This is a genomic window from Arthrobacter sp. SAFR-044 (assembly GCF_051965175.1).
GTDB lineage: Bacteria > Actinomycetota > Actinomycetes > Actinomycetales > Micrococcaceae > Arthrobacter.
The window spans coordinates 162567-188372 of sequence record NZ_JBQCMK010000004.1 but is presented as its reverse complement, the minus strand read 5'-3'; the positions used below and the strand labels follow the sequence as shown (position 1 = coordinate 188372).

Genomic DNA, 25806 nt, shown 5'->3' with positions numbered 1-25806 from the left:
ACGCACGGGTTGCCGGGTCGCTTGACCGGGCACTTATATACTAGACCCCCGCCGCGCGGCAGGCTTAATCATGCTTAATCAGCGGGCGTTGGCTCCGCAAGGGCCTGCCGGCGCACCGAAAGCACGCGCTGCACCACGGTGACCAGGCTCGCCGCTGCCAGGAGGACAAGGGTGGCCAGGAGCACCACCGTCGGCAGCCCCAGTCCGGTCAGGCCGGTGATCACCAGCACCGAGACCAGGCGTTCGGCCCGCTCAGCGATCCCGACGTTGGCGGTGAACCCGAGCGATTCTGCCTTGGCGCGGGCGTATGAGACAACCATGCCCAGGACCAGGCACAGCAGGGCGCAGACGGCGATGGCGGTGTCGTTTCCACCCGTGAAGAACCACACGGATACGCCGGCGAAGAGGGCGCCGTCGGCGATGCGGTCCAGGGTGGAATCGAGGAAGTTCCCCCAACGGCTCTTTACATCCTGCATCCGGGCCATGATGCCGTCCAGGACATCGGAAAAGATGAATGCGGTAATGAAGACGGTTCCCCAGAAGAGCTGGCCCAGGGGGTAGAAGATGAGGGCTCCCGCGGCAACCCCGGCGGTTCCAAGGATGGTCACCGCATCCGGGGAGACACCGATCCTGAGTAGCCAGCGGGCCAACGGGGTAAACAGTGCGGTGAAGAAGCCGCGGGCATGCCTATTCAGCATCCGACTCCCCGGGCCAGGCGTCAGCCACCTGCTGCCGGACCTCATCAAGGGTCTGGGTGATGGCTTTGGTCTGGGCGATGATGGGGAAGAAGTTACCGTCCCCGCCCCAGCGCGGCACAATGTGCTGGTGCAGGTGGGCGGAGATTCCTGCACCGCCCACCACACCCTGGTTCATGCCCAGGTTAAAGCCGCCGGGATTGGACACCTTCCGCAGGACCCGCATGGCCGTCTGGGTCAGCTCGGCGAACTCTGCTGTTTCTTCAACAGTGAGGTCTGTGTAGTCCGGAATGTGCCGGTAGGGGCAGACCAGCAGGTGGCCCGGGTTGTAGGGGAACAGGTTCAGCACCACGTAGCAGGTCCGTCCGCGGTGGACGATGAGCGCCTCTTCGTCAGTGCGGCCGGGGCCGACGCAGAACGGGCAGTCATTCTCGTTCTTGAACTGGTGCTGCCCGCCCTTGATGTAGGCCATGCGGTGCGGAGTCCACAGGCGCTGGAAGGCGTCCGGGACACCGGCGAGGGCAAAGTCGTCGGTAACGCCGGCATCGCCTGGATATCCTGCGCCTGTGTTCTCCTGCACTGTGCTGCTTCCGTTCGGCTAGCTGGTCCGGTTGCGGACGGCTTCGGTGATTCGCTTGACCGCTTCCGCCACGGGCACGCCGTTGTCCTGGCTTCCGTCGCGGAAGCGGAACGAAACAGCACCGGCCTCTGCGTCGTCGCCGCCGGCGATCAGCACGAACGGGATCTTGTCCTTGCTGGCGGTGCGGATCTTCTTGGGGAAGCGGTCCGAGGACGTATCCACCTCGGCACGGATGCCCGCCGCCTTAAGCTGGCCAACGACGTCGAACATGTAATCGTTGAACGCCTCCGCGACGGGGATGCCCACCACCTGTACCGGAGCCAGCCATGCGGGGAACGCGCCGGCGTAGTGCTCGGTGAGGACGCCCATGAAGCGTTCCACCGATCCGAAGAGCGCGCGGTGGATCATGACCGGACGCTGCCGGCTGCCATCGGCGGCCTGGAATTCCAGCTCGAAGCGTTCCGGCAGGTTGAAGTCCAGCTGGATGGTGGACATCTGCCAGGTACGGCCCAGGGCGTCCTTGGCCTGCACGGAAATCTTGGGACCGTAGAAGGCGGCTCCGCCCGGATCGGGCACCAGTTCCAGCCCTGACTCTTGGGCTACTTCGGAGAGGGTCCTGGTGGCTTCCTCCCAGGTGGCGTCGTCGCCGACGTACTTCTCGGGGTCCTTGGTGGACAGCTCGAGGTAGAAGTCGTTCAGCCCGTAGTCCTTGAGCAGGTCCAGGACGAAGTTCAGGGTCTTGGTGAGTTCGTCCTTCATCTGCTCACGGGTGCAGTAGATGTGGGCGTCGTCCTGCGTCATCCCCCGGACCCGGGTGAGGCCGTGCACTACGCCGGATTTCTCGTACCGGTAGACGGAACCAAATTCGAACAGCCGCAGGGGCAGTTCACGGTAGGACCGGCCGCGGGCGCGGAAGATGAGGTTGTGCATGGGGCAGTTCATCGGCTTCAGGTAGTAGTCCTGGCCGGGCTTGCGCACGGTGCCGTCCTCGTTGAGTTCGGCGTCCACGTGCATGGCGGGGAACATGCCGTCCTTGTACCAGTCAAGGTGTCCCGAGACCTCGTACAGGTGGCCCTTGGTGATGTGCGGGGTGTAGACAAACTCGTAGCCGGCCTCGACGTGGCGTTGGCGCGAGTAGTCCTCCATCTCCTTGCGGATGATGCCGCCCTTGGGGTGGAAGACGGGCAGGCCGGAACCCAGCTCGTCCGGGAAGGAGAACAGGTCCAGCTCGGAGCCCAGCTTGCGGTGGTCGCGGCGCTCGGCCTCGGCAATGCGCTCCTGGTAGGCCTTCAGGGCTTCCTTGGTGGGCCAGGCGGTTCCGTAGATGCGCTGCAGCTGCTGGTTTTTCTGGTTGCCCAACCAGTAGGCCGACGACGAGCGGGTCAGGGCGAAGGCGTTGGAGATGAGCTTGGTGTTGGGCAGGTGCGGGCCACGGCAGAGGTCGCACCAGACGGTGGTGCCTTCCTTGCGCTCCACATTGTCGTAGATGGTGATGTCGCCGGCGCCGACCTCAACGTTCACGCCTTCCCCGGCTTCGGCGGCATCGTTCTTCTTGCCCAGCAGCTCAAGCTTGTAGGGCTCGTTCTTCATGGCTTCGCGGGCCTCGTCCTCGCTGACCACTCGGCGGACGAACTTCTGGTTCTGGTTGATGATCTTCTGCATCATCTTTTCGAGGGTCTTGAGGTCCTCGGGGGTGAACGGTTCGGCAACATCGAAGTCGAAGTAGAAACCGTCGGTGATGTAGGGTCCGATGCCGAGTTTGGCGTCGGGGCGCAGCTGCTGCACAGCCTGGGCCATCACGTGGGCGGTGGAATGGCGCAGGACATTCAGGCCGTCGGCCGAATCAATGGTGACGGCTTCCACCTCTGCGCCTTCGGGAAGTTCCTGGTCCAAGTCCTTCAGCTCGCCGTTGACGCGGGCAACAACAACGTCACGGCGCTCAAAGAAGAGTTCCGCACCGGTGGTCCCGGTAGTCACCTTGGTCTCTTCGCCATCGACGAGAAGGGTGATCTGCTGGGCATCTGACACGGGTGTCTCCTATTCAAAGTTAAGGCTTCATAGCTTGTGGCATACGGGGACCACAGCCAGCCACCGTCAATGCTATCGGTTCAGGTAAGGGCCGACCAACGCGGCACACGGGGGCAGGGGAACAGCAGTCACCCGTTGAAACCGGTGATCGCGAGCGTCCTGCTGATGCCGTCCAGGGGATGCGGACCATCCCCGGAGGCCTCCGGGCTGAACACCGGCGTGGACTCCCGGGGGAACTCCGGGAAGGGCAGGCTCTCCGTCCGGGCCAGGTCCCACGCCATGCTCGCACTGATGCTGATGCCCCGCGGACCAGTCCTTCGGGTGGTCCCGCGGATCAGCAGCAGGCGGGTTCCAAACAGGAGCGGCCCGGCGCTTTCCTGGGCCTCGTGGAAGAAGACCGAATCCACGCAGCCGGTGCCGTCGTCGATGCTGATGAACACCACCCTCCTGCCGCCGCGCATGGGAGGAGTCTGGGTGGCCACCCGCACCCCTGCCACCAGCACTTCGGTCCCGTTGCGCAGGTTGAGGAGCTTATCGGCGGTGGTGACACCGAGCCTTTCCAGCAGGGGCCGGTGGCTGTCCATCAGATGGGTGCTGACATCGATGGCCATGAGGTCAAGTTCCGCCCTGACATTCTCCACCACTGTTGGAGCGGGAAGTCCAGGTTTGATATTGCGCAGTTCAACGTCACCCAAGGGGAGGGACAACTGCCCCTCCAGGACCTCCACGCCTTTCCGCGCGCCATGGGCTGATTGAAGCTGCTGCAAATGGTGCACCAGGTCCGCGCGGTTGGCAGGGCCTCCGGCTTCGCGGTGCAGGGAATCAAAAGCACCCAACTGCGCAAGGCGCCTGATGCTTGGTTTACTGAGCCGCGAGCGCGCCCGGAGATCCGCCAGTGAATCGTAAGGCTGTCCGACGACGATCCGCTTCAGTTCTGCAGCAGACAGGCCGTAGATCCCGTTCAGGCTGAGCCGGATTCCCAGCTTCCCTGAGTCCTTTCCTGATTCAATCCATTCCACCCGGTATTCGGCTTTGCTCCGGTTGATGTCCAGGGGAAGGATGGGAATGCCCAGCCGGCGCGCTTCGGCCACCAGCAGCCGTTTGGGGTACATACCGGGGTCGTGCTCCCAAAGGCCTGCAAGGAAGGCTTCGGGGTGGTGTGTCTTGAGCCAGGCGGACTGGTAGGTGGGGACGGCGAAAGCCGCACCGTGGGCTTTGCAGAAACCGAAGCTGGCAAAGGACTTCAACGTCCCCCAGACCTTGTCCACCACCTCAGGGGTGTATCCCTTGGCTTTGGCGTGGCGCCGGAAGTACTCCTCCACCTGCGCTTCTCCGGCCTCGCTGCTGAGCGCCCGGCGGAACTCGTCGGCTTTGGCCAGACCGCAGCCGGTCATGACGTGAAGGGTTTTCAGGATTTGCTCGTGGAAGACGGTGACCCCATGGGTTTCCTGCAGCACCGGTTTGAGGTCCGGGTGCGGGTAGCTCTCAGGGGCGAACCCATGCCGGTGTTCCAGGAAGGGGCGGACCATGTCCGACTTCATCGGTCCCGGGCGGAAGAGTGAAATATCGATGATGAGGTCGTTGAACTCCCGCGGCGCCATCTTGCCGATCAGTTCCCGCTGTCCGGGGGATTCGATCTGGAAGCAGCCAAGGGTGTGCGTGCTTCTGATCAGCTCATAGGTTGCTTCGTCGTCAAGGGGGACGGCGTTGAGGTCTATCTGGCCATTGGCGGCAATGTAATCCGGGCCGGAACCTTCCGGACCAGCCGGGTGGTTCCCTGCCTTGACCACTTCTTCTTTGGAGGGGTGGATCCTGATGATTTCCCTGACCGCAAAAGCCATGGCGCTTTGCATGCGGACACCCAGGACATCGAGTTTGAGCATGCCCATGGAGTCCATGTCATGTTTATCGAACTGGCTCATGGGCAGGCCCAGCCCACTTGGCTGTACCGGTGTACGGTCCAGGAGGGTGGCATCACCCAGGATGACGCCGCAGGGGTGCATGGAAATGTGGCGGGGCAGCCGGTCGAGCCGTTCGGTCAGGTCCACCAGCAGGTCCAGTTGCTGGTTTCCATGTGCGTCGCGTTGCTCTACCCGTCCGGCAAACTCGCGCAGTTCAGGTTTTTCCTGCAGCGCTTCGCGGAATTTCCGCGCCGAGAACCGCCACAACTGTTTGGCGATCTCCCCCACCTCGCCGTCGTCCATGCCCAGCGCCAGCCCGGCGTCGCGCACTGCACCACGGGCACGGTACCCGTTCTGCATGCTCATCAGGGTGACCCGTTCAGAGCCGAAGCGTTCGAAGATCCGGCGGTAGACGTTATGGCGCTCAGCGCTTTCGACGTCGATATCGATGTCTGGAAGGGTGGCGCGGTCATTGGAGAGAAAACGTTCGAAAATGAGGTCGTGCTGGAGGGGATTCACATGGCTGACGTCGATCAGGTAATTGACCAGGCTGGACGCTCCGGACCCCCTGGCTGCCGCCCTGACCCCCATGTCCTGGATCATTCGGGATACCTCCGCAACGGTCAGGAAGTAGGAGGAGAAGCCCAGATTGTTGATAATCCCCAACTCATGGTCCAGGCGGGCCAGCATGTCCTTCTCCGCTTTGCCGCCGATTCCCGGGAACCGCCTGCCGATTCCCGCATGGCAGCGCTGGATGAGTTCAGCGTGCGGATCCTGGGTGATGCCGATAACGGATGCTTCGGGCACCACTGGCTGTTTCCATCCCATGTCTGTAGTGGGGTCAATCCGGCAGAGATCGGCGAGCGCTTCTGTCTGTGCCATCAGCTGCTTGAGGTCTGCGGCACCATAACCGGCGGCGGAAATGATTTCCTTGCCAAGCGCCAGCATTTGCCCAGGGGTTTTCAGCCACCCCTGGCCGGTGGGTTGCAGCAGTGGTTCCCCTGCCAGTTCGGGCAGGGACTTCAATGTCCGGGCAGAATCCAGGACATCAGCGGTTGGTGCTCCGTCCGCAGCGCAGTACCTCACCGCATTGGCCAGGACAGCCGGCACCTGGTGTTCCTCGGCGAGCCTGAGCATGCGCACAGCGTGCGCCGTGCTCAATGGGGTACCCGGTGCGCTGAGCTGGGAGACGATTTCCGCCACCACGGTTCCGGCGGGCATTGCGTCCAGCCACTGCTTGAACAGGGTCCGGGGCCGCAGGTAGCGCCGTCCGCCCATGGCACGGCCCACATCTGAATCAGGGCCGAGCAGTATGGTGAGCACCGGCTTAAGGGTTTGGGGGTCCAGGGTGCGGGAAGCCAGTTCGGCGCGGGTGACAGCAACGGGTACCGCTCCGCCGGCTTTCCCCGAGGTCCTGGCGTGGGCGTCGGAAACCAGCCGGCACAGCGCACGGTATCCGGCACCGTTGTTTTGGCCTCGGGCCAGCACCACCACCCTGCCTGCTACCTGCGTTCGGTGGTCGCCGTCGTCGTCGAATACTGCAAGGTCCACCCCCACGATGGGGTCGATGCCTGCAGCCATGCAGGCCTTGAGGTGCTTGATGGTGCCGTACAGGCCGTCCCGGTCGGTGCAGGCAAGGGCCGTGGCGCCGTCGGCAGCGGCAGCCATGGCCAGTTCCTCTGGCCATGAAACGCCGTAATGGGCGCTGAACGCCGTGGAAACGTGAAGGTGGGTAAAGCCCATGCTGGTCTGGTCAGGCAGTTCTGTGGCGGAGGGCGTCATGGATCCGCAGCAGCCGCCAACGGTTGCTGCGGATCTGGCGCGTCAGGTCAAGGGTGAGGGGTTCTGCGCCGGCCGGTTCTACCGGCGCTGCGGGACGGGAGGCCATCCGGGCCGGCAGGACCTGGACGCGCCAGATTTCGTGGTCCACTACGCCCTGTCCGCTTCCCAGCGGGGCCCTGCTGTCCTCCGCCCACCATTGCCGGCGTTCGTACCACCGGACTGGTTCGGCGCAGACGGTGTAGGACGCCCCTGCCCATATCAGCGATTCCGGCTGTCCGGCAGCGGAGCACACCACGTCAACGGACTCGCTGAACATGCCCATGCGCACCTCCCTACCGATACTCCCCATTGCAGGAATTCGAATATGTGTTCGAATAAAGCCAGTCTACGCCGGGTTGGCAGCAAAACATAGGCGGGGGTGGACGGGGCGTGCGGCAGGGAGCAGGATGTTGGCATGAGTACCGATGACGCACTCCTGAAGCAGGCCAGCATCAAGACCCAGGACTCCACCCTGGTTGCCACGTTCGATATCGACGGCACCATACCGGTTTCCGGCGCCTACGTGGTGGGGTTGATGGGAGCCTCGCCGGATTATTCGGCACAGCGCCGGCTGTGCATTGAGTTCATGAACGGGGAGGCCATTGCCTGCTACTCGTTCAACCGGGACCAGGGAATCGAAGAGGATTACGACCTGTCCGGAGTTTCCCATTCAGGGAACAGCATCACCGGCAGCTTTCCCCTGACGGCCTTGAACGGACTCGGGCAGGGGCATGTCCTGTCCGCCTTCAGCGAGGCGGACGGACGGGAGTTCCAGCACGGGGTGCCGGTGGAGGAAGCGCCCTAAGCTTCCTCAGCTGTTTTCTTTATGGATCCGCAGTTCAAGTTCAATGAACGCGGAGATCATGGCCCGGTAGGTTGACTCCACGATGTCCGGGTCAATGTCTTTTTTCTCGGCAGCGGCCCGCACGTGTTCAATGATCCGCTCCACCCGGCCGGGGGCACGCACCTCTGCGTCATCACCCTTCAGCGTGCCGGCGATCCTGATCAGCCGTTCACGGCGGGCGATGAGGGTGACAATCTGCTCATCCACCTCGTCAACAGCAACCCGGACGGCAGCGAGCTGTTCCCTGTCGGCCCGGGCATCCCTATCGTTTCCTTGAATTGTCGCCATCATCTGACAGTATCGAAGCATGGAGCCCAGAGTCGACTTTATCTCCCTCGGTGTCCGCAGTGTTGAGGCCTCGCGAGCCTTCTACGTTGACGGCCTTGGCTGGCCCGTCCACCGCGAGGTTGCCGGGGAAGTCCTGTTCATCCAGGTGAACCACGGGCTTGTGCTCTCCCTCTGGGACATCCACCAGATGCAGGCCGAAGCCGGTACCAGCCCTCCCGCCGGCGTCCCCGGCATCACGCTCAGCCACAACCTCGGAAGCCCGCAGGAAGTGGACAGCGTCATGGAGCAGGCAGCTGCGGCGGGTGCTGCCATCGTTGCCGAGCCCGTCACCAAGGCGTGGGGCGGCTATACAGGGTATTTTGCCGACCCTGACGGGTTCCGCTGGGAAGTGGCGTACAACCCCACCTGGGCAGTGGACGACGCCGGCAGGGTCACCGTCTGACGTGCAGCAGCCTTGGCGGCAGCTGCTAGAACAGGGCTTCCACCGGGCGGATCAGTTCAGGGCCGTTGTTGCGGACATTGCCTACTTCCTTGCCCACGGATTCGACCTGCCAGTCGGCGGCGGCGTCCTTGACCCCCGACCTCACCAGGTCCACGAGTCCGGCGGCATCATCCGCCCGGGGGTCCAGCCAGGCCTCCGTCGTGGCCTTGTCCATGGGCAGCGGCACCCTGTCATGCAGCTCGGTCAGTTTCCCGAAGATCGTGGATTCAGTCCCGGGCGGAGGCGTGTCGGCCGTGAGGATCGAGGTGGACAGCAGCCAGCGTCCCGGCTCCCCCTCCGGCACGGACGGGTCCTTCCACCACTCATAGAGGCCGGCGAAGACCAGCCCCCGGTCCGCACTCGGGTGCACGTAGTAGGGCTGCTTCGACTTCCCGGGACCTTGCTTCCATTCGTAGTAGCCGTCGGCCGGGACGGCACAGCGGCGGGACTGCACAGCCTTCCGGAAGGCCGGCTTTTCCAGCACCGATTCGCTCCGGGCATTGATCATCCGTGAACCGATCCCGGGATCCTTTGCCCAGGACGGGACCAGGCCCCAGCGCGCCACGTGCAGCTGGCGCACCTGCCGTGGCGCGGCAACGTCCTCCACCAGCCGCTCCAGCACGATGGGGACGGCGTCAGTGGGTGCCACGTTCCACGACGGCGGGATGCTCACCTCTTCTTCCAGTTCGGCGTCGAACTCAGCCAGGAGGTCCCCCACGGCACGTGCCATTACGTAGCGTCCACACATGGCACCAGCTTGCCACCGCGCGCCACAAACTGTCATCCAGGCGCCTCAACAGCCACCCGGCACCGGGGAATACCGGCGGCCACGCTACGGTTGACAGTAAGGAAACCTTTCAAGCGACGTTTAGGAGATCCCTGTGGACTTCACTCCCGAATCCGGCACCATCACCATGTTTTCCACCACCTGGTGCGGCTACTGCAACCGGCTGAAGAAGCAGCTGGACGCACAGGGCATCGGCTACACCGAAATCAACATCGAAGAGGTGGACGGCACGGCCGAACTCGTGGAGCAGCTCAATGGGGGCAACCGCACAGTCCCCACCGTCCTCTTCCCCGACGGCACCGCCGCCACCAACCCGTCCGCCGCCGAGGTCAAGAGCCGCCTGGCTGCCTGACCGGCCGCACCGCGCAACTGATGCGGGTCATGCCCCCAGGCTGCTGAAGGAAGCAGTTTCCAGGGTGGCATGGCCCGCATACGTTTTAAGGAGGGCCTGCTCGACGGCGGCGACGTCCAGGCCGGGCACCAGGTCGTTGGCGGCGCCGGCGGTGGCAGGATCCCAGTCCAGGCCCAGCGCCGCGTAGCTGTCGGTGAGAACCTTGCGGATCGGGGCGGAGTCCTCCACCACGATCACCGAGCTGAAGAGCCAGCCGCCGGAGACCACCCTCTGGGCAGTGCCCACCAGTTTCACCTTCCGGGAGCTGTCCGCCGGATCTGTTCCATGGACGCTGAATTCGCCGGGACAGTATTCACCGGGGATTTCGCCCACGGCCGCCTGCACCCCGACGCTCCGCAGTGCCTGCGCAAACAGCTCGCCAAAGTAGCCGAACCGGGCCTTGGACCCGGCCACGGCATCCGTGTCCGGTTCGATGTGGTCCACCACCAGCGTGCCCCGGTGGTAGGCGGCAGCGCGTCCGCCCGCCCTCCGGACCAAGGGTTCGAAGCCGTTCTCCCGGCAGGCCTGGGCTGCGGCCTCGAAGCCGGGCAGCCGGGTGTCCCGCTGCCCGAACGCCACGGTGGGTGCGGGCCGGTAGAGCCGCAGGGTGGGACCGATGGCGCCGTTCCTTGCCCTTGCCAGCAGCTCCAGGCCGAACTCGAGGTCGCGGCCCGCGCCCAGCGACACGTCCTGCCGCACCACGGTGAGCGTGCTGGATCCGGTACCGGTGTGGTGCATGTTGCAAAGCTCCCTGTTTTCAGTGACGGCAGGTTTCAGCGCCGGCAGGCTTACGTGGCGGCGGGTTCACAGCCCGCGGACGGGCAGGCCACCCTTAGGGTACGCCCGACGGCGGCAGCCGCCTTAACGCCCCCGGCGCCCCACCCACAGGGCGTGCAGCAGCGGCACGGCCGATGCGGTCATCAGCACATTGCCCAGCACGAGGTCGTCAGGGCGGACAACAGCCCCTGCGAGCAGCACGGCACCAAAGACCAGGGCGGACGCTGAGCGGCGGACGGCCCGGTCCAGCCGTGCAGCCTGGCGCTCCAGCCGCGGGACCGCAACCTGCAGCGACCCTTCCTCCAGCCTGCCGGCCAGGGCATCCAGCCGGCCGGGAAGGCGGAAGGCAACACCGGCGGCGTCGATGGCCTGCCGGGCTACGTCCTGCACCACGTTGCCCCGCTCGTTCCGCAGCAGCTGCGCGGCGTAGGGCTCCACCGAATCCCAAAGGTTGAAACGCTCGTCCAGGGCGCTGCAAACCCCGGATGTCAGGGACATGGCACGGATGATCAGGAGGAAGTTCTCCGGCAGCTGGAACGGCAGCGACCGGACCACGTCACCGAACTCCACTGCAAAATCACGGAACTCGCGCGGGTCCACCTCGCGCAGCTCGGCAAAGCCCATGCCGCCGAACCGGGCAAAGAGCTGCGTCATGGCACGCTCCAGGCCCGCGCTGTCGGCCGATGGCATCAGGACGCCCACATCGTTGATGGCGGCCACCAGGCCCTTCCCGTCCCGGGCGGCGGCCGCAATCAGCAGTTTCCGCAGGCCGCTGCGCGTGGAGGCTGTTACCTCGCCCATCATGCCGAAGTCGATGAACGTCAGCTTCCAGGGCAGTCCCCCGCTGCCTGGGGCGGCCGGAGTGACGAAGATGTTCCCCGGATGGGGGTCGGCATGGAAGAAGCCGTTGGTAAAGAGCTGGTCGAACATGATGGCCGCGAACACCGGTGCAACCGCGGCGGGATCAATGCCGGCGGCACGGAGCGCCCGGACGTCAGTGATCTTGATGGCCGTGACATCCTCCAGGGTGAGAACACGGCGGGTGGTCCGTTCCCACACCACGCCCGGGACTTCCACGCGGCCGTCGCCGGCGAAATCCGCAGCGAAGCGCTCGGCATTGAGTGCCTCGTGCAGGTAGTCGATTTCCAGCAGGCTGATTTGCGCGAATTCCTCAACCAGCGCCGGCATGTCGGCGCGGCGGGAAACGAGCCGGATGTGGCTGAGCCAGCCGGCAACCCTGCGCAGGGCGGCAAGGTCGACGTCGACAATCCCGCCGATGCCCGGACGCTGGACTTTCAGGACCACGGCGTCCAGTCCGGTGTCCCCGGCGTCAAAGGCATTCAGGCGTCCCCGGTGGGCCTGGCCCAGGGAAGCGGCGGCTATGGGCGTGGGGTCCAGGGCGGCGAAGACGCGCTCCAGGGGCGTTCCCAGCTCCCGGGCGGCCAGGGCGGAGATGGCCGGGAAGTCGACGGGCGGCACCTCATCCTGCAGCCCCTCCAGCTCTTTGGTGATCTCCGGCGGAAGGACATCGAGCCGGGAGGACAGGAACTGGCCCACCTTGATCATGAGGCCGCCGAGCTCCACGGCCAGGTCATGGAACCGCTGGGCAAAGCGCTGCATCCGCCGTGAACGCGTCCGGGCGGCCACCCGGGCAAGTCCTATGCGCGGCAGGAACAGTTCGAACCACCACGTGGCGGCCAGGTTCCATGCGGCGAAGCGCAGGATCCGCCGGTAGCGCCCGCGGTGCTCCCGCAGGGGCAGCGGGGCATCGGCCCTGTCCTGGACCGTGGACGCCACCCGGTTCAGTCCTGGGCGAGGATGGCGTACAGGCGGCGGCGGGCCTCGTCCAGCACCGCTGCTGCCTGGTGCACCTGCTCCTGGGACCCCGTACGGCCCACCATCGCGGCGGCCTGGGCCAGCTCGATCCCGGCCTTGGGGAGGGACGCAAAGCCACCGGCCGCCGTGGCCGCCGGATCCCATGGCGCAGCGCCATGGTGCGCCGCCACTTCCTCCCGGCCGGCCTCGGTCAGCGAGTAGATTTTGCGGCCGTTCGATTCCTCGGCGGTGATCGATCCTTCGTCCGCCAGCAGCTGCAGTGTGGGGTAGACCGAACCTGCGCTCGGCTTCCAGCTGCCGCCGCTGCGCTCCTCGATCTCACGGATGATCTGGTAGCCGTGCATGGGCCGCTCAGCCAGCAAGGCCAGTACCGCCGTCCGCACCTCACCTTTCCCGGCGCGGGTTCCCGCCCGCTTTTCAAACCGGGAACGCAGCTCCTCGACGGCTTGCCACATGCCGTCCAGGTTGTTCCCGCCGAAGCCGCCAGCAGGGTATGAAGCACGCATGATGAACTCCTTCGTCAATCGCGAACGATATACAACGATACTCAGCGATACATGCCCGCACCAGAGTCGCATGGGGTGAGGATTCGCGCAGGGTCGGGACTGGTTGCAGCGTCAGGACTTGCGCAGGGTCAGGACTTTCGGAGGGTCAGGATCTGTTCAGCCCGGCCGAACGGTCCCTGCCAGTCGTGCAGCACGGTGGAGGTCAGCCCGATGCCGTCGCTGCCGAACGACACCGCGTTGTCCAGCCCCAGCCATTCCCCCCGGGGCCTGCGGTACATGTGGATCTGCAGGTCCAGGTTGGGAAACGCGTAGCTGCCCTTCCCCGGCGGAACCCGGGCGGCGATGCCGTTGGCCGTGTCCACCAGGCCCATGAGCCGCGCCAGGTCGCCGCTGTCGGCGCGGTCGGTCAGTGGGTGCTCCGTGCGCAGCCACACTTTGCCGGCCCCGGGGCGGTGCCCCTCGGCCACCCTCATCTCAAGGGAGCGGATGTAGCCACCGGGCCAGACGGCGGCGCCGTCGTACGGCTTGCACTCATCCGGCCCCGGAATCGCTGCATCCTCGACGGCGGCAACTTCAGCGGTGTCACTGGTCAGCATGCGCCACCCGGCCGCGCGGATGGCGGTGCGGCCGCCGGCCACCAGTTCCGCCTGCACCAGTTCGATGGTCCTGCCGGGCCGCAGCGTGGTGGTCTCGATCCGGAACTCCCCGCCCGGAATCAGTCCAAGGATCTCGTAGCTGATGCGGGCCATCCGCATGTCTTCCCGCGGCTGGTGCCGTTCAAGGACATCTGCCATGAGGCCCGACGCCGGGGCCATGTGCTGTTCGTGGACGTTCCAGGCGCCCTGCGCGTGGATGGTGGAGCGGAACCGTCCGCCGCCCAGGTCCTGGTAGTAGAAATTGCCTTCGGCGAGTTCAGGCATGTCTGCAGTCAAGGCTGGCCCCTTACGGAAATTCAGTGAATTGCCACTAACTCTATCCCCCGCCCACACGGCACGGCGCGGCGGCGCGGGCAACGAAATGTAGGAGGGTGCAGGCGCCAACCGGACTAGAGTAAGGAACTGGTCCTGTCAGCAACCCTCAAAAGAGGTGTTTCATGCGCGTCATCAGCTACAACCTCCGCAAGCACAACGCCAGTGGCGAGCTCCTCGCCCTGGCCCGGAACCATGACATCGATGCGCTGTGCCTCCAGGAAGTGGACGCCAGCGACCTCCCGGAAACGCTGGGTCCGCTGCACCTGGCGGATGCCACCAAGGGCAACCGGCTGGGCCTGGCCATCTACTACCGCACCAGCCGTTTCACCGCACTGGACACGCAGTCCTTCGCGCTGAAGAAATCCATGCACGACCGGGTCCTGGCCCCGGCCCATGAGCGGCTTATCGGCACCAGGGTGATGGACACCGAAACGCAGCACGAGCTGGTGATCGGTTCGTTCCATGCGGCCCCGCTGACGGCGTCGAACTCGCTGCGGCGGAAGCAGATCCATGCAGCCCACGCGGAACTGCTGAGCATGGGCAAGGGCCTGATGACCCTGATGGTGGGCGACTTCAATTACCCGTTCTTCACCAAGAACCTGGACATGCACATGAAGAACTCCGGGTACGCCCTCTCCCTGAGCAACCGGCGGACCTACACCAGGTACAAGGTGTTCAAGGGCCACTTTGACTTCGCCACGTCACTGGGCCTGGACATCGCCAGCGTGGAAACGCTGCCGCGCGGGAATTCGGACCACCTGCCCATCCTGGTGACCGCCGAATACGGCGAGGGCTACTAGCTGGAGGCTCCCCGAGGAGGCCGGCGCCGGCCTACCAGGGTTCGTCGGTGTCCAGCTGTGCCAGCAGGTCCGGCCAGGCCGCCGCGAAACCGGGGTGCAGGTCCAGGGCTTCCACCTCTGCCACCGGGATCCAGAGCAGGGCAATGCTTTCGGGGTCGCTGATCACCGGCTCGAAGGAGTTCCGTACCCGCACCACCACGGTGGTGTAGGACCAGTAGCCGTGGTCCAGGACGGAGGTGAACAGCACTTCCACGCTCTCCGACGGGACGGCTGCCTCCTCGTAGGCTTCGCGGAGGGCGCCGTCAACTGCTTCCTCGCCCTGGTGCAGGGCGCCGCCGGGCAGGCCCCAGGTTCCGCCGTTGTGGCTCCAGACCGCACGGTGCTGCAGGAGCACGCCTTTGGCGGGGTCCCAGGCAAGGACGCCGGCCGCGCCGAACCGGCCCCAGTACCGGCCGCGGTCCCCCTCCACCCACGCGTCGCCCGGGTCGCGGGGACCTGTGCGCTGCGGTGGAGTGGAGGACATGCCGGCGGCCGGAAATTGATCCATTGCTCCAGTCTGACAGGTGACGCGGCCAGTTGCAGGCCTGTCAGGTGTTGTGTGCGTGGTCGACGGCGAAATCGCCGCCGGGATACATGACGGTTTCGTGCCCGTCGTCAAAGCGGACAACGTAGGGCGGGCTTCCGCCCTCGCCACGGACCTCCAGGATCACCCCGTGCCGGTCGGAGGAACCTACCGTCCTCCCGTGCACCACGATGCGGTCGCCTTGGGCTGCCTCCATGGCAATCACCTCCCAGCCCCCAGAGTACGACTCCCCGCCGCACAGGAACAGGGCTCCGTGGCAGGATTCGGGTATGCCAATGAATCTGGTCCTGATCGCCGATACCCACGTCCCGAAACGGGCCAGGAGCTTGCCCGCGCAGGTGTGGGACGCCGTCGAACACGCGGACGTGGTGTTCCACGCGGGTGACTGGGTGGAGCCGGCACTGCTGGACGAGTTCGAACACCGGAGCAGGCGCCTGGTGGCCGTCTTTGGCAACAATGACGGCCCCGAACTGCGCCGGCGGCTGCCCGCGACTGCCACCGCAGTCCTGGATGGTGTCCGCTTTGCCATGGTCCACGAGACCGGCCAGGCGAAGGGCCGTGAACTGCGGTGCGAGGCGCTGTACTCCGACGCTGACGTCCTGGTGTTCGGCCACAGCCACATCCCCTGGGACACGGTGTCACCCAGCGGGCTGCGGCTGCTGAATCCGGGGTCGCCCACCGACCGCCGCCGCCAGCCGGCCTGCACCTACATGGAGGCCGTTGTCGACGGCGGCCACCTGGCGGACGTGCGGCTGGTGGAGGTCCACCGCGACTGACAGCACGGAACGGCTTGGCAGGGCGGGGAGCTTTTGCCTAGGCTAGGAACCGTAAGCATGCTTAGTTTTTTGGCGGTTGCCTTTCGTCGACCGCGGGCTGCTTCAAAATACGGGCGATGCACCCGCCCCTGTCCCGCACGAACAGGAGTACCACCATGACTGACCAGTACACCTTCCGTAATGCCGTGACGGCCTACGAAAAGATCTCCCCGCCCAAGCAGCACCAGCCGGAGCCGGGCCTCGATGCGGAGCTTTCGCCCAAGGCGGACCTGGGCGAAGAGACCTACCGGGGCACCGGGCGGCTGGAAGGCCGCCGGGCCATCGTGACCGGCGCGGACTCAGGCATCGGGGCGGCAACGGCGATCGCCTTCGCCAGGGAGGGCGCCGACGTCGTGCTTTCCTACCTGCCGCAGGAAGAGGAGGATGCCTCCCGCATTGCCGGAATCATTGAGGCGGCCGGCCGCAAGGCCGTCAAGGTACCGGGCGACCTCAAGGACTCCGCGGCATGCCGGGACCTGGTGGACACGGCAGTGGCGGTCCTGGGCGGGGTTGACATCCTGGTCAACAACGCAGGGAAACAGGTTGCTCAGGAGGACCTGCAGGACATCAGTGACGAGCAGTTCGACCACACCCTGAAGACCAACGTCTACGCCATGTTCTGGGTGACCAAGGCCGCGGTGCCGCATATGCCGGCCGGCTCGACCATCATCAACACCACGTCCATCCAGGCCTACAACCCGTCCCCCACCCTGGTGGACTACGCCACCACCAAGGCCAGCATCAACAACTTCACCAAGGGATTGGCCCAGCAGCTGGCGCCCAAGGGAATCCGGGTGAACGCCGTGGCGCCGGGCCCCATCTGGACGCCCCTGCAGGTCAGCAGCGGCCAGCCCAAGGAGGAGCTGCCGGAGTTCGGCCAGTCCACTCCCCTGGGCCGGGCGGGCCAGCCTGCCGAGCTCGCCCCTGCCTACGTCTTCCTGGCCTCGCCAGAGTCCAGCTACGTGGTGGGTGAGACGCTGAACGTCAATGGCGGCAGCCCCACGCCGTAGCGCGCCCCGGGCTCCCCGGACAACAGCCGGCGGTCAGCCGGCCGCGTCCTGGCCGGCCAGGAGCTCGTCAGTGGCCGGGTCCGGCTCTCCATTGAAGAACTGGGCCAGGACGGTCTTGAACACTGTTTCTCCGGGCGCCGCCCGGAGAAACAGTGTCATTGAGGAGCGGAGCTTCTTGGCGTCGATGCCGCCGAAGATCTCTTCGGCGGACTGGTCGGCGTGGTTTGCCAGGACCAGCGCGCACTCCAGGAGCCGCGGGCCCAGCACTTCATGGTCCAGATAGGCGCGGGCCTCCGCCAGGGAGGAAATGGCGTACTTTCTGGACGTGGCACTCTGCCCCAGCCCGGCGATCTGCGGGAAGACGAACCACATCCAGTGTCCGGACTTCCTGCCGACCTGCAGCTCACCCAGCGCCTGCTCATACGTTCCACCGGTGTTTTGGGCAGCAACAAAACGCTCAAGGTCAAACGGCTCATTCATGGAGATCTCCTCGGTACGTTTCCAATGGGCAAGTCCTTTTCAAGGGCAAGGGCCGCCGCCCGCAGCCGGGGATCCGGGTCTTCCTGCCACCGTGCCAGGACAACGCCCGCCCGTTGCCGTTCACGCTCCCCCAGCCCCGCCAGCAATGGGACCAGGACGTCGGCGAGAAGGGGCTCGGCCAGCTCCACTGCCTGTGCGGAGCGAAGGAAGCCCTCCAGGCGGGTCAAGTCAGAATGCCGGAGCAACTGCACCCTTGTCTGCAGGAGCACCACCGCTGCCAGGCGGCGCTCGAACACCGGCCGGGAACCGGGCCTCGGCTGACCCCATAAAGCGGAGGCCAGCATGACCGTGCCGTCATGGTCCAGGTCCTTGAATTTCCGCAGCGCATCACGGACAGTCCCGCGGACGGCCCCCACAGACGAACCATAAGAGGCCAGCATCCCTTCCAGCCGTGCCCCGACGTCGTCCGCATGGTACCAGGTGCCCTCGTTCTGCAGCGTACGGTCCACGAAATCCGCCGCCGCGGACACCACGTCCGCCGCACCCGTCATCGCCCGCGCCCGGACGCCGCGTGCAGGATGCAGAACGGGGTCCACGGCCGGGCTTCCAGCCTTCCCTCGGCGATAGGCTCCCCGCACACGGCACAGGTTCCATAGGATCCCGCCGCCAGCCGGGCAAGGGCCGCTTCAATCTGGTCCAGGCCCGCCGAACTTTGTTTCAGGAGCGCGGAGGCCTGCGAGAGTTCGAAGGCGATGGTGGCGCCCTCGGGATCGTGCTCGTCGTCGACATTGGAATCCTGGCGCGCCGAGTTCGCAGCCTCGATGTCCGCCCGCAGTGCCGGCAACAGTGCCAGGCGCCGCGCCCGCTCCTCTTCGAGCAGCGCACGGAACCGTTCGAAATCCTGCATGGAGACAGCCTAACGCGTGAGTCAGCCGGTGCCGGTTCAGGGATACCGGGTGGTTCCAGGCGGGCACGTGGGAGCGTAGCGGCAACGGGTTGCGATGGTCACAAACAGGGGCCCAGTCCCGAAGCCGACCGCCACGCGCTCAGGATGAAACAGAATTTCGTGTCCGCTTTGTTACCAGGCAGGAAGGTGAAGTATCAGCCGAGGTCGGCCCGGGAACCGGGGTAACGTCCAGACGTTTGCGCAATTCGAGAGAAGGACCTCGTATGTTATCTAAATGTGACAATGGCGTTGAGGGTGGGTTATGGTCGTCTGGTGTCCCTCTCAGACGGGACATTCCCGTCAGCATGCCGAGCCCTGCCGCTGATCATGGGATCCAACCGCTCCAGTTGGCAGGGACGGGGGAACCAAGTTTCCACGGCCACATGTTGGCCTAGGGGTTAAGTCGAAAGTCCCTCCGCTCATCGCGGAGCTGCTTCCGGCCGGGTATCTCCAGCCCGAACCCGACAGCTCACCCCGCAGGCATGGGAGAGGCGATCAACCGTGTCAAAAAATTCCATTTCAGCCCGTCACCGCGCGACTCCGGCCCGCTCCATTGTGCTCGAGGGCCTCGCCGTCACAGCCAAGTCCCAGGCCCGCTCGCTGGGCCGCCCGGCGCTCGCCGTTGCTGCAGCGTCCGGCATTGCCTTCGGAGTCGGCGCCCCGGCCCACGCAGGTGTAACCGCCCCGGACACCACTGAGCAGACCACCGTCCAGGCCGCCTCCGCACCCGTTGCCCCTGCTGCAGCCCCCGCCGCAGCGGCCGCGACTGTCCACACCGTGGTTTCGGGCGACACCCTTGGCGCTATCGCTGCGGCCTACGGCGCAGGCCTGAACGACGTCCTGTCGGCCAACGGCCTGGGACTGTCCTCGGTCATCTACCCGGGCGACCAGATCCAGATCCCCGGTGCAGGCTACACCGCAGCTCCGGCACCCGCACCCGCAGCGGCCCCCGTGCAGGCCGCAGCCGCCACCGCACCGGCGAACACCGGCATGAACATGTCCTACGCTTCCGCTACCCCCGTGGCATCAACCACCGGTACGGGCACCGGCGCAGCGATCCTCGCCTCGGCCTACGGCCAGGTGGGCGTCAAGCAGGACTGCACTGCCATGGTTGAAAAGGCGCTGCGTTCCGTCGGCAAGTCCGTGGGCGACCTTGCCCCCACCCAGTTCTTCCAGTACGGCACCGTTGTAGGCTCTCCCGCTCCCGGCGACCTGATCATCACCTCCGGCCACGTGGGCGTTTACGCGGGCAACGGCCAGGTTGTTAGCGGCGGCGTCAACGGCTTCGATACGCAAGTGCACTCCATCAGCTGGCTCGGCGGCTACTCCGCAGTACGCGTCGCCTAGTCGTCGCATTGTCCGGCGCGCTTAGCGGCGCCGACTGAAGCAGGAGGGTGGCAGCCGGGAAACCCGGCTGCCACCCTCCTGCCGTTTTGCTGAGCGGCGTCCCGCCGCGGTCAGGTCCCGCAGAAGGTCATGTAGCTGCCGAAGTCCTCGGGCGGGCCCTGCATGTAGCGTTCCAGCCCGGGCCGTTCGCTGAAAGGATCAGTGACCGCCTCCAGCAGCTGCTGCAGCGGACCCATGTCTCCGCCAGTGGCAGCGGACAGCGCCTCCTCCACAAGGTTGTTCCGGGGAATGTACGCGGGGTTTACGCTGTCCATCAGCTCCGGGTCAGGCTGGAGCGCCTGCCACCGTTCCAGCCACGCATCGAACGCGGCCAGGTCAAGGACCATGGCGCGCACGGGGCGCAGTTCCCCACGGGCTGCCTTCCCCAGGTTTCGGAAGAACAGGGTGTAGTCCACGGGACCGTCTTTCAGGATGCCGATGGCATCGTCCACCAGAGAGGAAGCAGCGGCTTCATCGCCGGTTCCCCCGCCGCTCTTCAGGCCCAGCTTGGCTGTCATTCCGCTGGTCCATGCCCGGCTGTATTGACCGCGGAAACCACGCAGCACCTCCACCGCCGGGGCAACCGCCTTCTCCTGGTCCTCATCGATGAGCGGCAGCATGGCCTCGGCGAGCCGGGCCAGGTTCCATTCGGCCAGGACTGGTTGGTTGGCGTAGGCATAGCGCCCGCCGACGTCGATGGAGCTGTAGACGGCCTCCGGATTAAAGGCGTCCATGAACGCGCACGGACCATAATCGATGGTTTCCCCGGAGATGGTCATGTTGTCCGTGTTCATGACCCCGTGCACGAATCCCACCAGCATCCACCGGGCCACCAGCTCCGCCTGGGCGGAGACGACAGAACCAAACAGTGCCAGGTAGGGGTTGGCGGCGTCAGCGGCGCGCGGGTAGTGCCTGCTGATGGCGTGGTCCGCCAGCCGTTTCAGAAGGTCCGCATTTTCGGTTGCCCGCGCGTACTGGAAGCTGCCTACGCGAAGGTGGCTGCTTGCCACCCGCGCCAGGACAGCGCCGGGCAGCATGTCATCGCGCCGGACCTGCCGCCCGGTGGCCACGACGGCGAGCGAACGGGTGGTGGGAATGTGCAGTGAGTGCATGGCCTCACTGACGATGTATTCACGCAGCATGGGCCCGACGACGGCACGGCCGTCCCCGGCACGGGCGAAAGGCGTGCGCCCCGAGCCTTTGAGGTGGACGTCCAGGAGGCGGCCGTTATGGTCCGTAACCTCCCCCAACAGCAGGGCACGTCCGTCACCGAGCAGGGGTGAGTAGCCGCCGAACTGGTGTCCGGCGTACGCCTGCGCCACGGGGGTGGCCCCGGCGGGAACGTGGTTTCCCACCAGGAGCCGCACCCCCTCAGGGCTGCGCAGGTATTGCGGGTCAAGGCCCAGGTCCATGGCCAGCTTGTCATTCAGGACGAGGAGCGCGGGGCTGGGTGCTTCCTCGGCCTGCCACGGGACGGCAAGTTCGGCCAGTTCCCGGGCAAAAAGGCCACCGAACGTGACCGTGGATTCAGCTGCTGCCGTCATGGTTTAACCCTATCGCCGTAGTGCGGACTGATGCCTCCCGTGCCGGTTGCCGGCGCCGCGGAACCGGGATCCGCTGCAGGTCGCGGGCAGTGATAACGGTAACCCCTGGAGCCCGGGCCCGCGCCTGCTCCGCCAGCAGCAGGACGTCGTCCCCGTACCGTGACGAGAAGTGGGTAAGCACCAAGGTGCGTGCCCTGCCGGACGCGGCCAACTCTCCGGCCTGCCCGGCGGTAAGGTGCAGGTATTGATGCGCCAAACCGCCGTCGTCGTCACTGAACGTTGACTCGGCAACCAGCAGGTCTGCCCCGTCTGCCAATTCCTCGGCGCCCGGGCACGGCGCGGTGTCCATGATGAAGGCGAAGCGCTGGCCCGGCCTGGGAATGCTCACGTCTTCCAGCCTGACTGCCCCGAGGACGCCATCGCGCTGCAGCCTTCCCACGTCCGGGCCTCCGATTCCTGCCGCCCGGAGCCGCTCCGGCAGGAAGGTGCGTCCGTCAGGCTCTGTAAGCAGGTAGCCGTGCGTCTCGATGCGGTGTTTCAAGGGCCGGACCTCCAGGCCCTCCGCCACGGGACCGGTGCCGGAATGCGGGTGGAGCCGCAGGTCGATGCCGGGTGAGCTGACCGCCACAAGGGCGCGGACCACCGGGTCACCGGACGCCGGATAGTGCAAATGGACAGGGTGGGCCACACCGTCAAGGGCCATCCTGGACAAGACCCCGGGCAGGCCGTAGCAATGGTCTCCGTGCACGTGGGTGAGGCAGATCCTGGTGATGTGGCTGGCCGCCACCCCGGCGTGGATCATCTGGCGCTGGGTGCCCTCGCCGGGATCGAAAAGCAGGCCCTCGCCGTCCCAGCGCAGGAAGTACCCGTTGTGGTTCCGGGTCCGGGTGGGTACCTGGGAGGCGGTGCCCAGCACCACCAGTTCACGCACCGCTGGTATCTGCCGTCCCGGAATGCAGCCCCTTGGCGTATGCGGCCTGGCCGACGTGCTGAAGGCAGTCCCCCAGGATACTGACCAGCCGTACACCAAGTGTGACCGGCGGATTCCAGTGCCTGTCCACCACGCGGTCCAGGCCCGGATCGTCGACGTCGTCCAGGACCTTCACGGTCTGCCGGTGCACGGCCTCGTAGTACTCCTGCAGGAGTTCGCGGGGCGCCCTGACGGCGTCCACCTGCTCACTGGAGTGCCCGTAGCCCGTGTCACGCTCCCCCAGCTGAAGGCCGAACCTATTAACGAACCCTTCCGCCGTCCAGACCTGTTCGAGGCCCGCAGCGGACGCAACCTGCGCATCCTCCACCCGCCCGGTGTGCCAGATCAACCACGCGATGGAGTTGCCGTTGCCGGCCGGACGGTGCTGCAGCCGCGCGGGGTCGAGCCCGTCGAGCACCTGCCGTACCAGGCCCGGGATCCGGTCAAAGGCCTCCAGCAGCAGTTCTTTGGATTGCATGGGTCTCCCTCCCCTGCCGGCCGGGCCAGTCCGGCCCGGCCGGCAGGGTTGCTAGCGTTCCAGGTCGTCAGGCTCGAACTCACTGAGCGGCGAGCCGCCAAAGTTTTCCTCGTCGTCGCTGGCGTCCGCCTCGAGGCCGGTGGGGGCTTCGCCAAAATCGACATCCGCTGCGGCTTCGCCCAGAGTAGGGGCGTCCGGAGGCACCTGCTCATCACCGGAGCGGTACCGCGCCTCGGCGGTTTCGTCCCGCAAGGTCTGGTCGCTCAGGAAGTCTTCCTCTTCACCGGAGAGGGCTTCATCCTGCAGCAACGGGTCCTCCTGCCAGCGGTCGGGGTTGTTTTCGGCGGCGCCAGGGTAGCTGTCCGGCTCCCCCGATACGGGGTCCAGTTCCAGGGACGATGCTGCGCCGGGAGTCTCGTCGAGAAGCACGTCTTCCTGCTCCACAACTTCCAGCTCATCGTCGGGGACGTTCTGTTCAGTCATGATGGTGCCTTTCTCGTTGGCCGTTGGACAGATATTAGTAAGCATACTGACGAAGCGCGGTGAATGTGAACCTTGACCAAGCATTCTGCGATTTCCCGGCTGACCACCGCTGACGTTATTCATCGCGGAAAATCAGAAGTCCAGTGCGCACCATAACCAGCGCGCACTATAAGGGGTAACAGAGACCGCAAAGACGTGCTGTTCGAGCCGGCTTCGAGCGGCAGGCAAGGAGAAAATCCATGGAACGCAATGTCCCCGCGAACGGCGGGGCGGCAGAACCGTCCGGTCCCCGGTCCCTGGCGGGAAGAATGTCCCTCCTTTTGACCGACGGCCTGGGCCGGGCAAGCATACGGGCGGTCCAGACGCTCTCCCTGCTGGCGCTCGCCTGGGCAGTGGTGACGGCGGCCACCCGGGTTCCGCTGGTCACCATCCCGGTTCTAGTGGCGATGATCCTGGCCTCGGCGATGGCTCCCGCGGTCCGCTGGCTGGCGGCCCGGGGGTGGCCCCGCGCGCTGGCCGTCCTGTCGTCTTTCCTGCTGATCCTGGCAGTAGCGGCCGGCGTCGTGGGAGGCATCATCGCACTGGTCAGGCAGCAGGCCTCCGTCCTGGCAGCGCGGGCTGAAGCAGGAGTCGGCCAACTGCAGCAATTCATCACCACCGGTCCCGTGGCGCTGACAAACGACCAGATCAATGCCGCCCGCAGCGAGTTCCAGAAATTCCTTGCAGGCGGCAGCCTGGGTGCGGACGCGCTGACAGGGCTGAGGACTGCCGGAGAGATTGCGGCCGGTTCAGTCCTGACGGCCGTCATCCTGTTCTTCTTCCTCAAAGACGGCGAGAAGATCCGGTCCTTCCTGATCGGATTCCTCCCCGCAACCCGCCAGGGCAAGGCGCGGCTCGCGGCTGAACGCAGCATAGTGGTGCTGGGCGGTTACGTCCGCGGGACGCTCATCATCGCCGCCATTGATGCCGTGCTTGTCCTGATCGGGCTCCTGGTCCTGCGGGTCCCCCTGGCAGTTCCGCTGGCCGCGGTGGTCTTCCTGGGCGGCTTCATTCCCATCATCGGTGCAACCACCGCCGGCAGCCTCGCCGTGCTGGTGGCCCTGGTGGAAAACGGTCCGGTTACCGCGCTCATTGTCCTGGTGATCCTGGTGGCCGCAAACCAGTTTGAGCACCACATCCTCCAGCCCCTGTTCATGGGCCGGGTCCTTCGGATCCACGGACTGGTCATCATCCTCGCCCTGGCCGCGGGGGCCACCCTGGCGGGCGTCATCGGTGCGCTGCTGGCGGTGCCGCTCACCGCCGTCGGCTGGACCATCTACAAGACCCTCGCGGGAAGGGACACCCCTGGACCAGGCCCCTTGCTCCGGCCGAACCGGGGGCGTAAAAGCGCCTGAACAGCGCTTCCGTGACTTTTGGCCCTACAGGGCCGCCGGAACCCGGGCCAGTCTTGAAAGGCAGGAAAACCAGTTCACGACGAGCAGGAAGTGCGGCCATGACATCCCAGAAACCCATAGGTGTGGGCACCAACGACTCCGCCCAAAGCCAGGCCGCGGTCCTGTGGGCAGCCCGCCGCGCCCACCGGGCCGGCCTGCCTCTCGTGGTCCTCCATGTGGTGGACGACCGCTGGGTTGCCGAGCCCTATCCGTGGTTCGGAACACTCCAGCAGGCGGGCGAGGAACTCCTCAAAACCGCGGCCGGCCGCCTGGAGGGGTCCGTTCCAGTCACCCCCGCCACGGAACTGCTCACCGGAAGTGTCGGCGGTTCCCTGGCCAAGTACTCCAAGAAGACCTCGATGATGGTCATTGGTTCCGGAAGCGGCCATCTCGGCGGCGCCCTTGCCGACCGCGCACTGCAGGTGGCCACCGCCGCCAAAGTACCTGTCGCCGTCGTTGGAACCCAGGACCTCGAGGGCCGGTCAGGAGTGGTGGTGGGCGTCGACGGGTCACCCGAGGCCACCCAGGCCGTTGCCTTCGCAGCCGCCGAAGCTGACCGTGAAGGAGATGAACTCACGGTGGTGTACGCCGTCAGCGTGCCGGACCCCATCATCGACGCCGGATTGACGCCGGGCGCGCTCGCGGACCTCATCGTGGATGAGGACCGGGTTGTCCTCTCCGAAACCGTGGCAGGGCTGAAGGAAGACTATCCAGACCTCACCGTGCACCAGCGGCTGGAAACTGACAAAGGCCCCGTGGACGCCCTCGTCGACGCCGCCGCAGGCGCCCGGCTCCTGGTGGTTGGCAGCCGGGGCCGGGGCGCCTTCAAACGCCTCCTGCTCGGTTCCACCGCCCACGGCGTCCTGAAGCACCTGCCCTGCCCCACCATCATCACCCGGACCCAGGCCGCCACGAACGCCATCTAGGCAGCCGCACCTGCCGCCCCTCCCACCGCCCCGCCCCGCCTCCCCG

At 65.9% G+C, this 25806-nt stretch carries 29 protein-coding genes and 1 riboswitch; of the genes, 9 read left to right on the top strand and 20 right to left on the bottom strand.

Annotated elements, in window-relative coordinates; genetic code table 11:
* Positions 1-74: 74 nt before the first annotated feature.
* From pgsA to ACTHQS_RS08215, 5 genes are all read right to left on the bottom strand, one after another.
* Positions 75-698: a phosphatidylinositol phosphate synthase gene (gene pgsA / locus ACTHQS_RS08235; protein ID WP_440167691.1), complete on the bottom strand. Its 624-nt coding sequence runs from the start codon at positions 696-698 to the stop codon at positions 75-77.
* Positions 688-1275 (bottom strand): HIT family protein, encoded by a 588-nt coding sequence (locus ACTHQS_RS08230; RefSeq protein WP_440167689.1) that lies wholly within the window; start codon positions 1273-1275, stop codon positions 688-690. Before ACTHQS_RS08230 ends, pgsA begins: the two co-directional genes overlap by 11 nt.
* Positions 1276-1293: 18 nt before the next feature.
* Complete coding sequence (gene thrS, locus ACTHQS_RS08225; protein WP_440167687.1) at positions 1294-3303, bottom strand: threonine--tRNA ligase; 2010 nt, start codon at positions 3301-3303, stop codon at positions 1294-1296.
* 128 nt (positions 3304-3431) lie between these two features.
* Positions 3432-6947 carry a DNA polymerase III subunit alpha gene (locus ACTHQS_RS08220; protein WP_440168009.1) on the bottom strand — a complete coding sequence of 1172 codons (3516 nt, stop codon included), beginning with the start codon at positions 6945-6947 and terminating at the stop codon, positions 3432-3434.
* 10 nt (positions 6948-6957) lie between these two features.
* Positions 6958-7308 (bottom strand): DUF6504 family protein, encoded by a 351-nt coding sequence (locus tag ACTHQS_RS08215; protein WP_440167686.1) that lies wholly within the window; start codon positions 7306-7308, stop codon positions 6958-6960.
* Between the two features lie 132 nt (positions 7309-7440).
* Between ACTHQS_RS08215 and ACTHQS_RS08210 the strand changes: the two genes are divergently transcribed.
* Positions 7441-7830, top strand: coding sequence for a hypothetical protein (locus ACTHQS_RS08210; protein ID WP_440167684.1), 390 nt, complete (start codon positions 7441-7443; stop codon positions 7828-7830).
* Between the two features lie 6 nt (positions 7831-7836).
* Here the strand turns inward: ACTHQS_RS08210 and ACTHQS_RS08205 are convergent, their stop codons facing one another.
* A complete protein-coding gene (locus ACTHQS_RS08205) occupies positions 7837-8160 on the bottom strand; it encodes a chorismate mutase (protein WP_159631877.1) in 324 nt (107 codons plus the stop codon).
* A 16-nt stretch (positions 8161-8176) separates the two neighbouring features.
* On the opposite strand from ACTHQS_RS08205, the gene ACTHQS_RS08200 reads away from it, so the two are divergent.
* The gene (locus ACTHQS_RS08200; RefSeq protein ID WP_440167682.1) at positions 8177-8599 is read left to right on the top strand and encodes a VOC family protein; all 423 of its coding nucleotides are present in this window, start codon (positions 8177-8179) and stop codon (positions 8597-8599) included.
* 25 nt (positions 8600-8624) lie between these two features.
* On the opposite strand, the gene ACTHQS_RS08195 is transcribed toward ACTHQS_RS08200, so the two are convergent.
* Entirely contained in the window at positions 8625-9386 is a 762-nt protein-coding gene (locus ACTHQS_RS08195) for an SOS response-associated peptidase (protein ID WP_440167680.1), read from the bottom strand.
* A gap of 133 nt (positions 9387-9519) precedes the next feature.
* Between ACTHQS_RS08195 and ACTHQS_RS08190 the strand changes: the two genes are divergently transcribed.
* Positions 9520-9777: a mycoredoxin gene (locus tag ACTHQS_RS08190; protein WP_141941622.1), complete on the top strand. Its 258-nt coding sequence runs from the start codon at positions 9520-9522 to the stop codon at positions 9775-9777.
* Between the two features lie 27 nt (positions 9778-9804).
* Here ACTHQS_RS08190 and ACTHQS_RS08185 read toward each other — a convergent pair whose 3' ends face one another.
* The 4 genes from ACTHQS_RS08185 to ACTHQS_RS08170 form a co-directional block, all read right to left on the bottom strand.
* The gene (locus ACTHQS_RS08185; RefSeq protein WP_440167679.1) at positions 9805-10554 is read right to left on the bottom strand and encodes a lipoate--protein ligase family protein; all 750 of its coding nucleotides are present in this window, start codon (positions 10552-10554) and stop codon (positions 9805-9807) included.
* Positions 10555-10677: 123 nt separating this feature from the next.
* Positions 10678-12390, bottom strand: a complete 1713-nt coding sequence (locus ACTHQS_RS08180; protein ID WP_440167677.1) for an ABC1 kinase family protein — start codon at positions 12388-12390, stop codon at positions 10678-10680.
* A 5-nt stretch (positions 12391-12395) separates the two neighbouring features.
* Complete coding sequence (locus tag ACTHQS_RS08175; protein ID WP_440167675.1) at positions 12396-12935, bottom strand: PadR family transcriptional regulator; 540 nt, start codon at positions 12933-12935, stop codon at positions 12396-12398.
* A 128-nt stretch (positions 12936-13063) separates the two neighbouring features.
* A complete protein-coding gene (locus tag ACTHQS_RS08170; protein WP_440167673.1) occupies positions 13064-13867 on the bottom strand; it encodes a thioesterase family protein in 804 nt (267 codons plus the stop codon).
* 161 nt (positions 13868-14028) lie between these two features.
* Between ACTHQS_RS08170 and ACTHQS_RS08165 the strand changes: the two genes are divergently transcribed.
* The gene (locus ACTHQS_RS08165) at positions 14029-14706 is read left to right on the top strand and encodes an endonuclease/exonuclease/phosphatase family protein (protein ID WP_440167672.1); all 678 of its coding nucleotides are present in this window, start codon (positions 14029-14031) and stop codon (positions 14704-14706) included.
* 31 nt (positions 14707-14737) lie between these two features.
* Here ACTHQS_RS08165 and ACTHQS_RS08160 read toward each other — a convergent pair whose 3' ends face one another.
* Both ACTHQS_RS08160 and ACTHQS_RS08155 read right to left on the bottom strand, forming a co-directional pair.
* Positions 14738-15253, bottom strand: coding sequence for an NUDIX domain-containing protein (locus tag ACTHQS_RS08160; protein WP_440167670.1), 516 nt, complete (start codon positions 15251-15253; stop codon positions 14738-14740).
* Between the two features lie 40 nt (positions 15254-15293).
* A complete protein-coding gene (locus ACTHQS_RS08155) occupies positions 15294-15485 on the bottom strand; it encodes a DUF1918 domain-containing protein (RefSeq protein WP_440167669.1) in 192 nt (63 codons plus the stop codon).
* A gap of 73 nt (positions 15486-15558) precedes the next feature.
* Between ACTHQS_RS08155 and ACTHQS_RS08150 the strand changes: the two genes are divergently transcribed.
* On the top strand, positions 15559-16065 hold the full coding sequence (locus ACTHQS_RS08150) for a metallophosphoesterase family protein (protein ID WP_440167668.1): 507 nt from the start codon (positions 15559-15561) through the stop codon (positions 16063-16065).
* Between the two features lie 155 nt (positions 16066-16220).
* Positions 16221-17114 (top strand): glucose 1-dehydrogenase, encoded by an 894-nt coding sequence (locus ACTHQS_RS08145; RefSeq protein WP_440167666.1) that lies wholly within the window; start codon positions 16221-16223, stop codon positions 17112-17114.
* Positions 17115-17147: 33 nt separating this feature from the next.
* On the opposite strand, the gene ACTHQS_RS08140 is transcribed toward ACTHQS_RS08145, so the two are convergent.
* From ACTHQS_RS08140 to ACTHQS_RS08130, 3 genes are read right to left on the bottom strand one after another with little or no spacing between them, the layout of a single operon-like run.
* Complete coding sequence (locus tag ACTHQS_RS08140) at positions 17148-17594, bottom strand: DUF1810 domain-containing protein (RefSeq protein ID WP_440167665.1); 447 nt, start codon at positions 17592-17594, stop codon at positions 17148-17150.
* On the bottom strand, positions 17591-18145 hold the full coding sequence (locus tag ACTHQS_RS08135; protein ID WP_440168008.1) for a DNA alkylation repair protein: 555 nt from the start codon (positions 18143-18145) through the stop codon (positions 17591-17593). Before ACTHQS_RS08135 ends, ACTHQS_RS08140 begins: the two co-directional genes overlap by 4 nt.
* Positions 18142-18501, bottom strand: a complete 360-nt coding sequence (locus tag ACTHQS_RS08130; RefSeq protein WP_440167664.1) for a TraR/DksA family transcriptional regulator — start codon at positions 18499-18501, stop codon at positions 18142-18144. The genes ACTHQS_RS08135 and ACTHQS_RS08130 overlap by 4 nt, the downstream gene beginning before the upstream one ends.
* Before the next feature lie 365 nt (positions 18502-18866).
* A riboswitch (cyclic di-AMP (ydaO/yuaA leader) is annotated at positions 18867-19038 on the top strand.
* Positions 19039-19041: 3 nt separating this feature from the next.
* Between ACTHQS_RS08130 and ACTHQS_RS08125 the strand changes: the two genes are divergently transcribed.
* Positions 19042-19887, top strand: coding sequence for a LysM peptidoglycan-binding domain-containing protein (locus ACTHQS_RS08125; RefSeq protein ID WP_440167663.1), 846 nt, complete (start codon positions 19042-19044; stop codon positions 19885-19887).
* 110 nt (positions 19888-19997) lie between these two features.
* Here ACTHQS_RS08125 and ACTHQS_RS08120 read toward each other — a convergent pair whose 3' ends face one another.
* From ACTHQS_RS08120 to ACTHQS_RS08105, 4 genes are read right to left on the bottom strand one after another with little or no spacing between them, the layout of a single operon-like run.
* On the bottom strand, positions 19998-21470 hold the full coding sequence (locus tag ACTHQS_RS08120; RefSeq protein WP_440167661.1) for a protein adenylyltransferase SelO: 1473 nt from the start codon (positions 21468-21470) through the stop codon (positions 19998-20000).
* The gene (locus ACTHQS_RS08115) at positions 21454-22401 is read right to left on the bottom strand and encodes a ribonuclease Z (RefSeq protein WP_440167659.1); all 948 of its coding nucleotides are present in this window, start codon (positions 22399-22401) and stop codon (positions 21454-21456) included. Before ACTHQS_RS08115 ends, ACTHQS_RS08120 begins: the two co-directional genes overlap by 17 nt.
* Positions 22394-22918, bottom strand: coding sequence for a mycothiol transferase (locus tag ACTHQS_RS08110; protein WP_440167658.1), 525 nt, complete (start codon positions 22916-22918; stop codon positions 22394-22396). The genes ACTHQS_RS08115 and ACTHQS_RS08110 overlap by 8 nt, the downstream gene beginning before the upstream one ends.
* Positions 22919-22969: 51 nt before the next feature.
* The gene (locus tag ACTHQS_RS08105; protein WP_440167657.1) at positions 22970-23401 is read right to left on the bottom strand and encodes a hypothetical protein; all 432 of its coding nucleotides are present in this window, start codon (positions 23399-23401) and stop codon (positions 22970-22972) included.
* Between the two features lie 239 nt (positions 23402-23640).
* On the opposite strand from ACTHQS_RS08105, the gene ACTHQS_RS08100 reads away from it, so the two are divergent.
* The gene (locus ACTHQS_RS08100) at positions 23641-24795 is read left to right on the top strand and encodes an AI-2E family transporter (RefSeq protein ID WP_440167656.1); all 1155 of its coding nucleotides are present in this window, start codon (positions 23641-23643) and stop codon (positions 24793-24795) included.
* A 98-nt stretch (positions 24796-24893) separates the two neighbouring features.
* The gene (locus ACTHQS_RS08095) at positions 24894-25760 is read left to right on the top strand and encodes a universal stress protein (RefSeq protein ID WP_440167654.1); all 867 of its coding nucleotides are present in this window, start codon (positions 24894-24896) and stop codon (positions 25758-25760) included.
* The last annotated feature ends 46 nt before the right edge of the window (positions 25761-25806 follow it).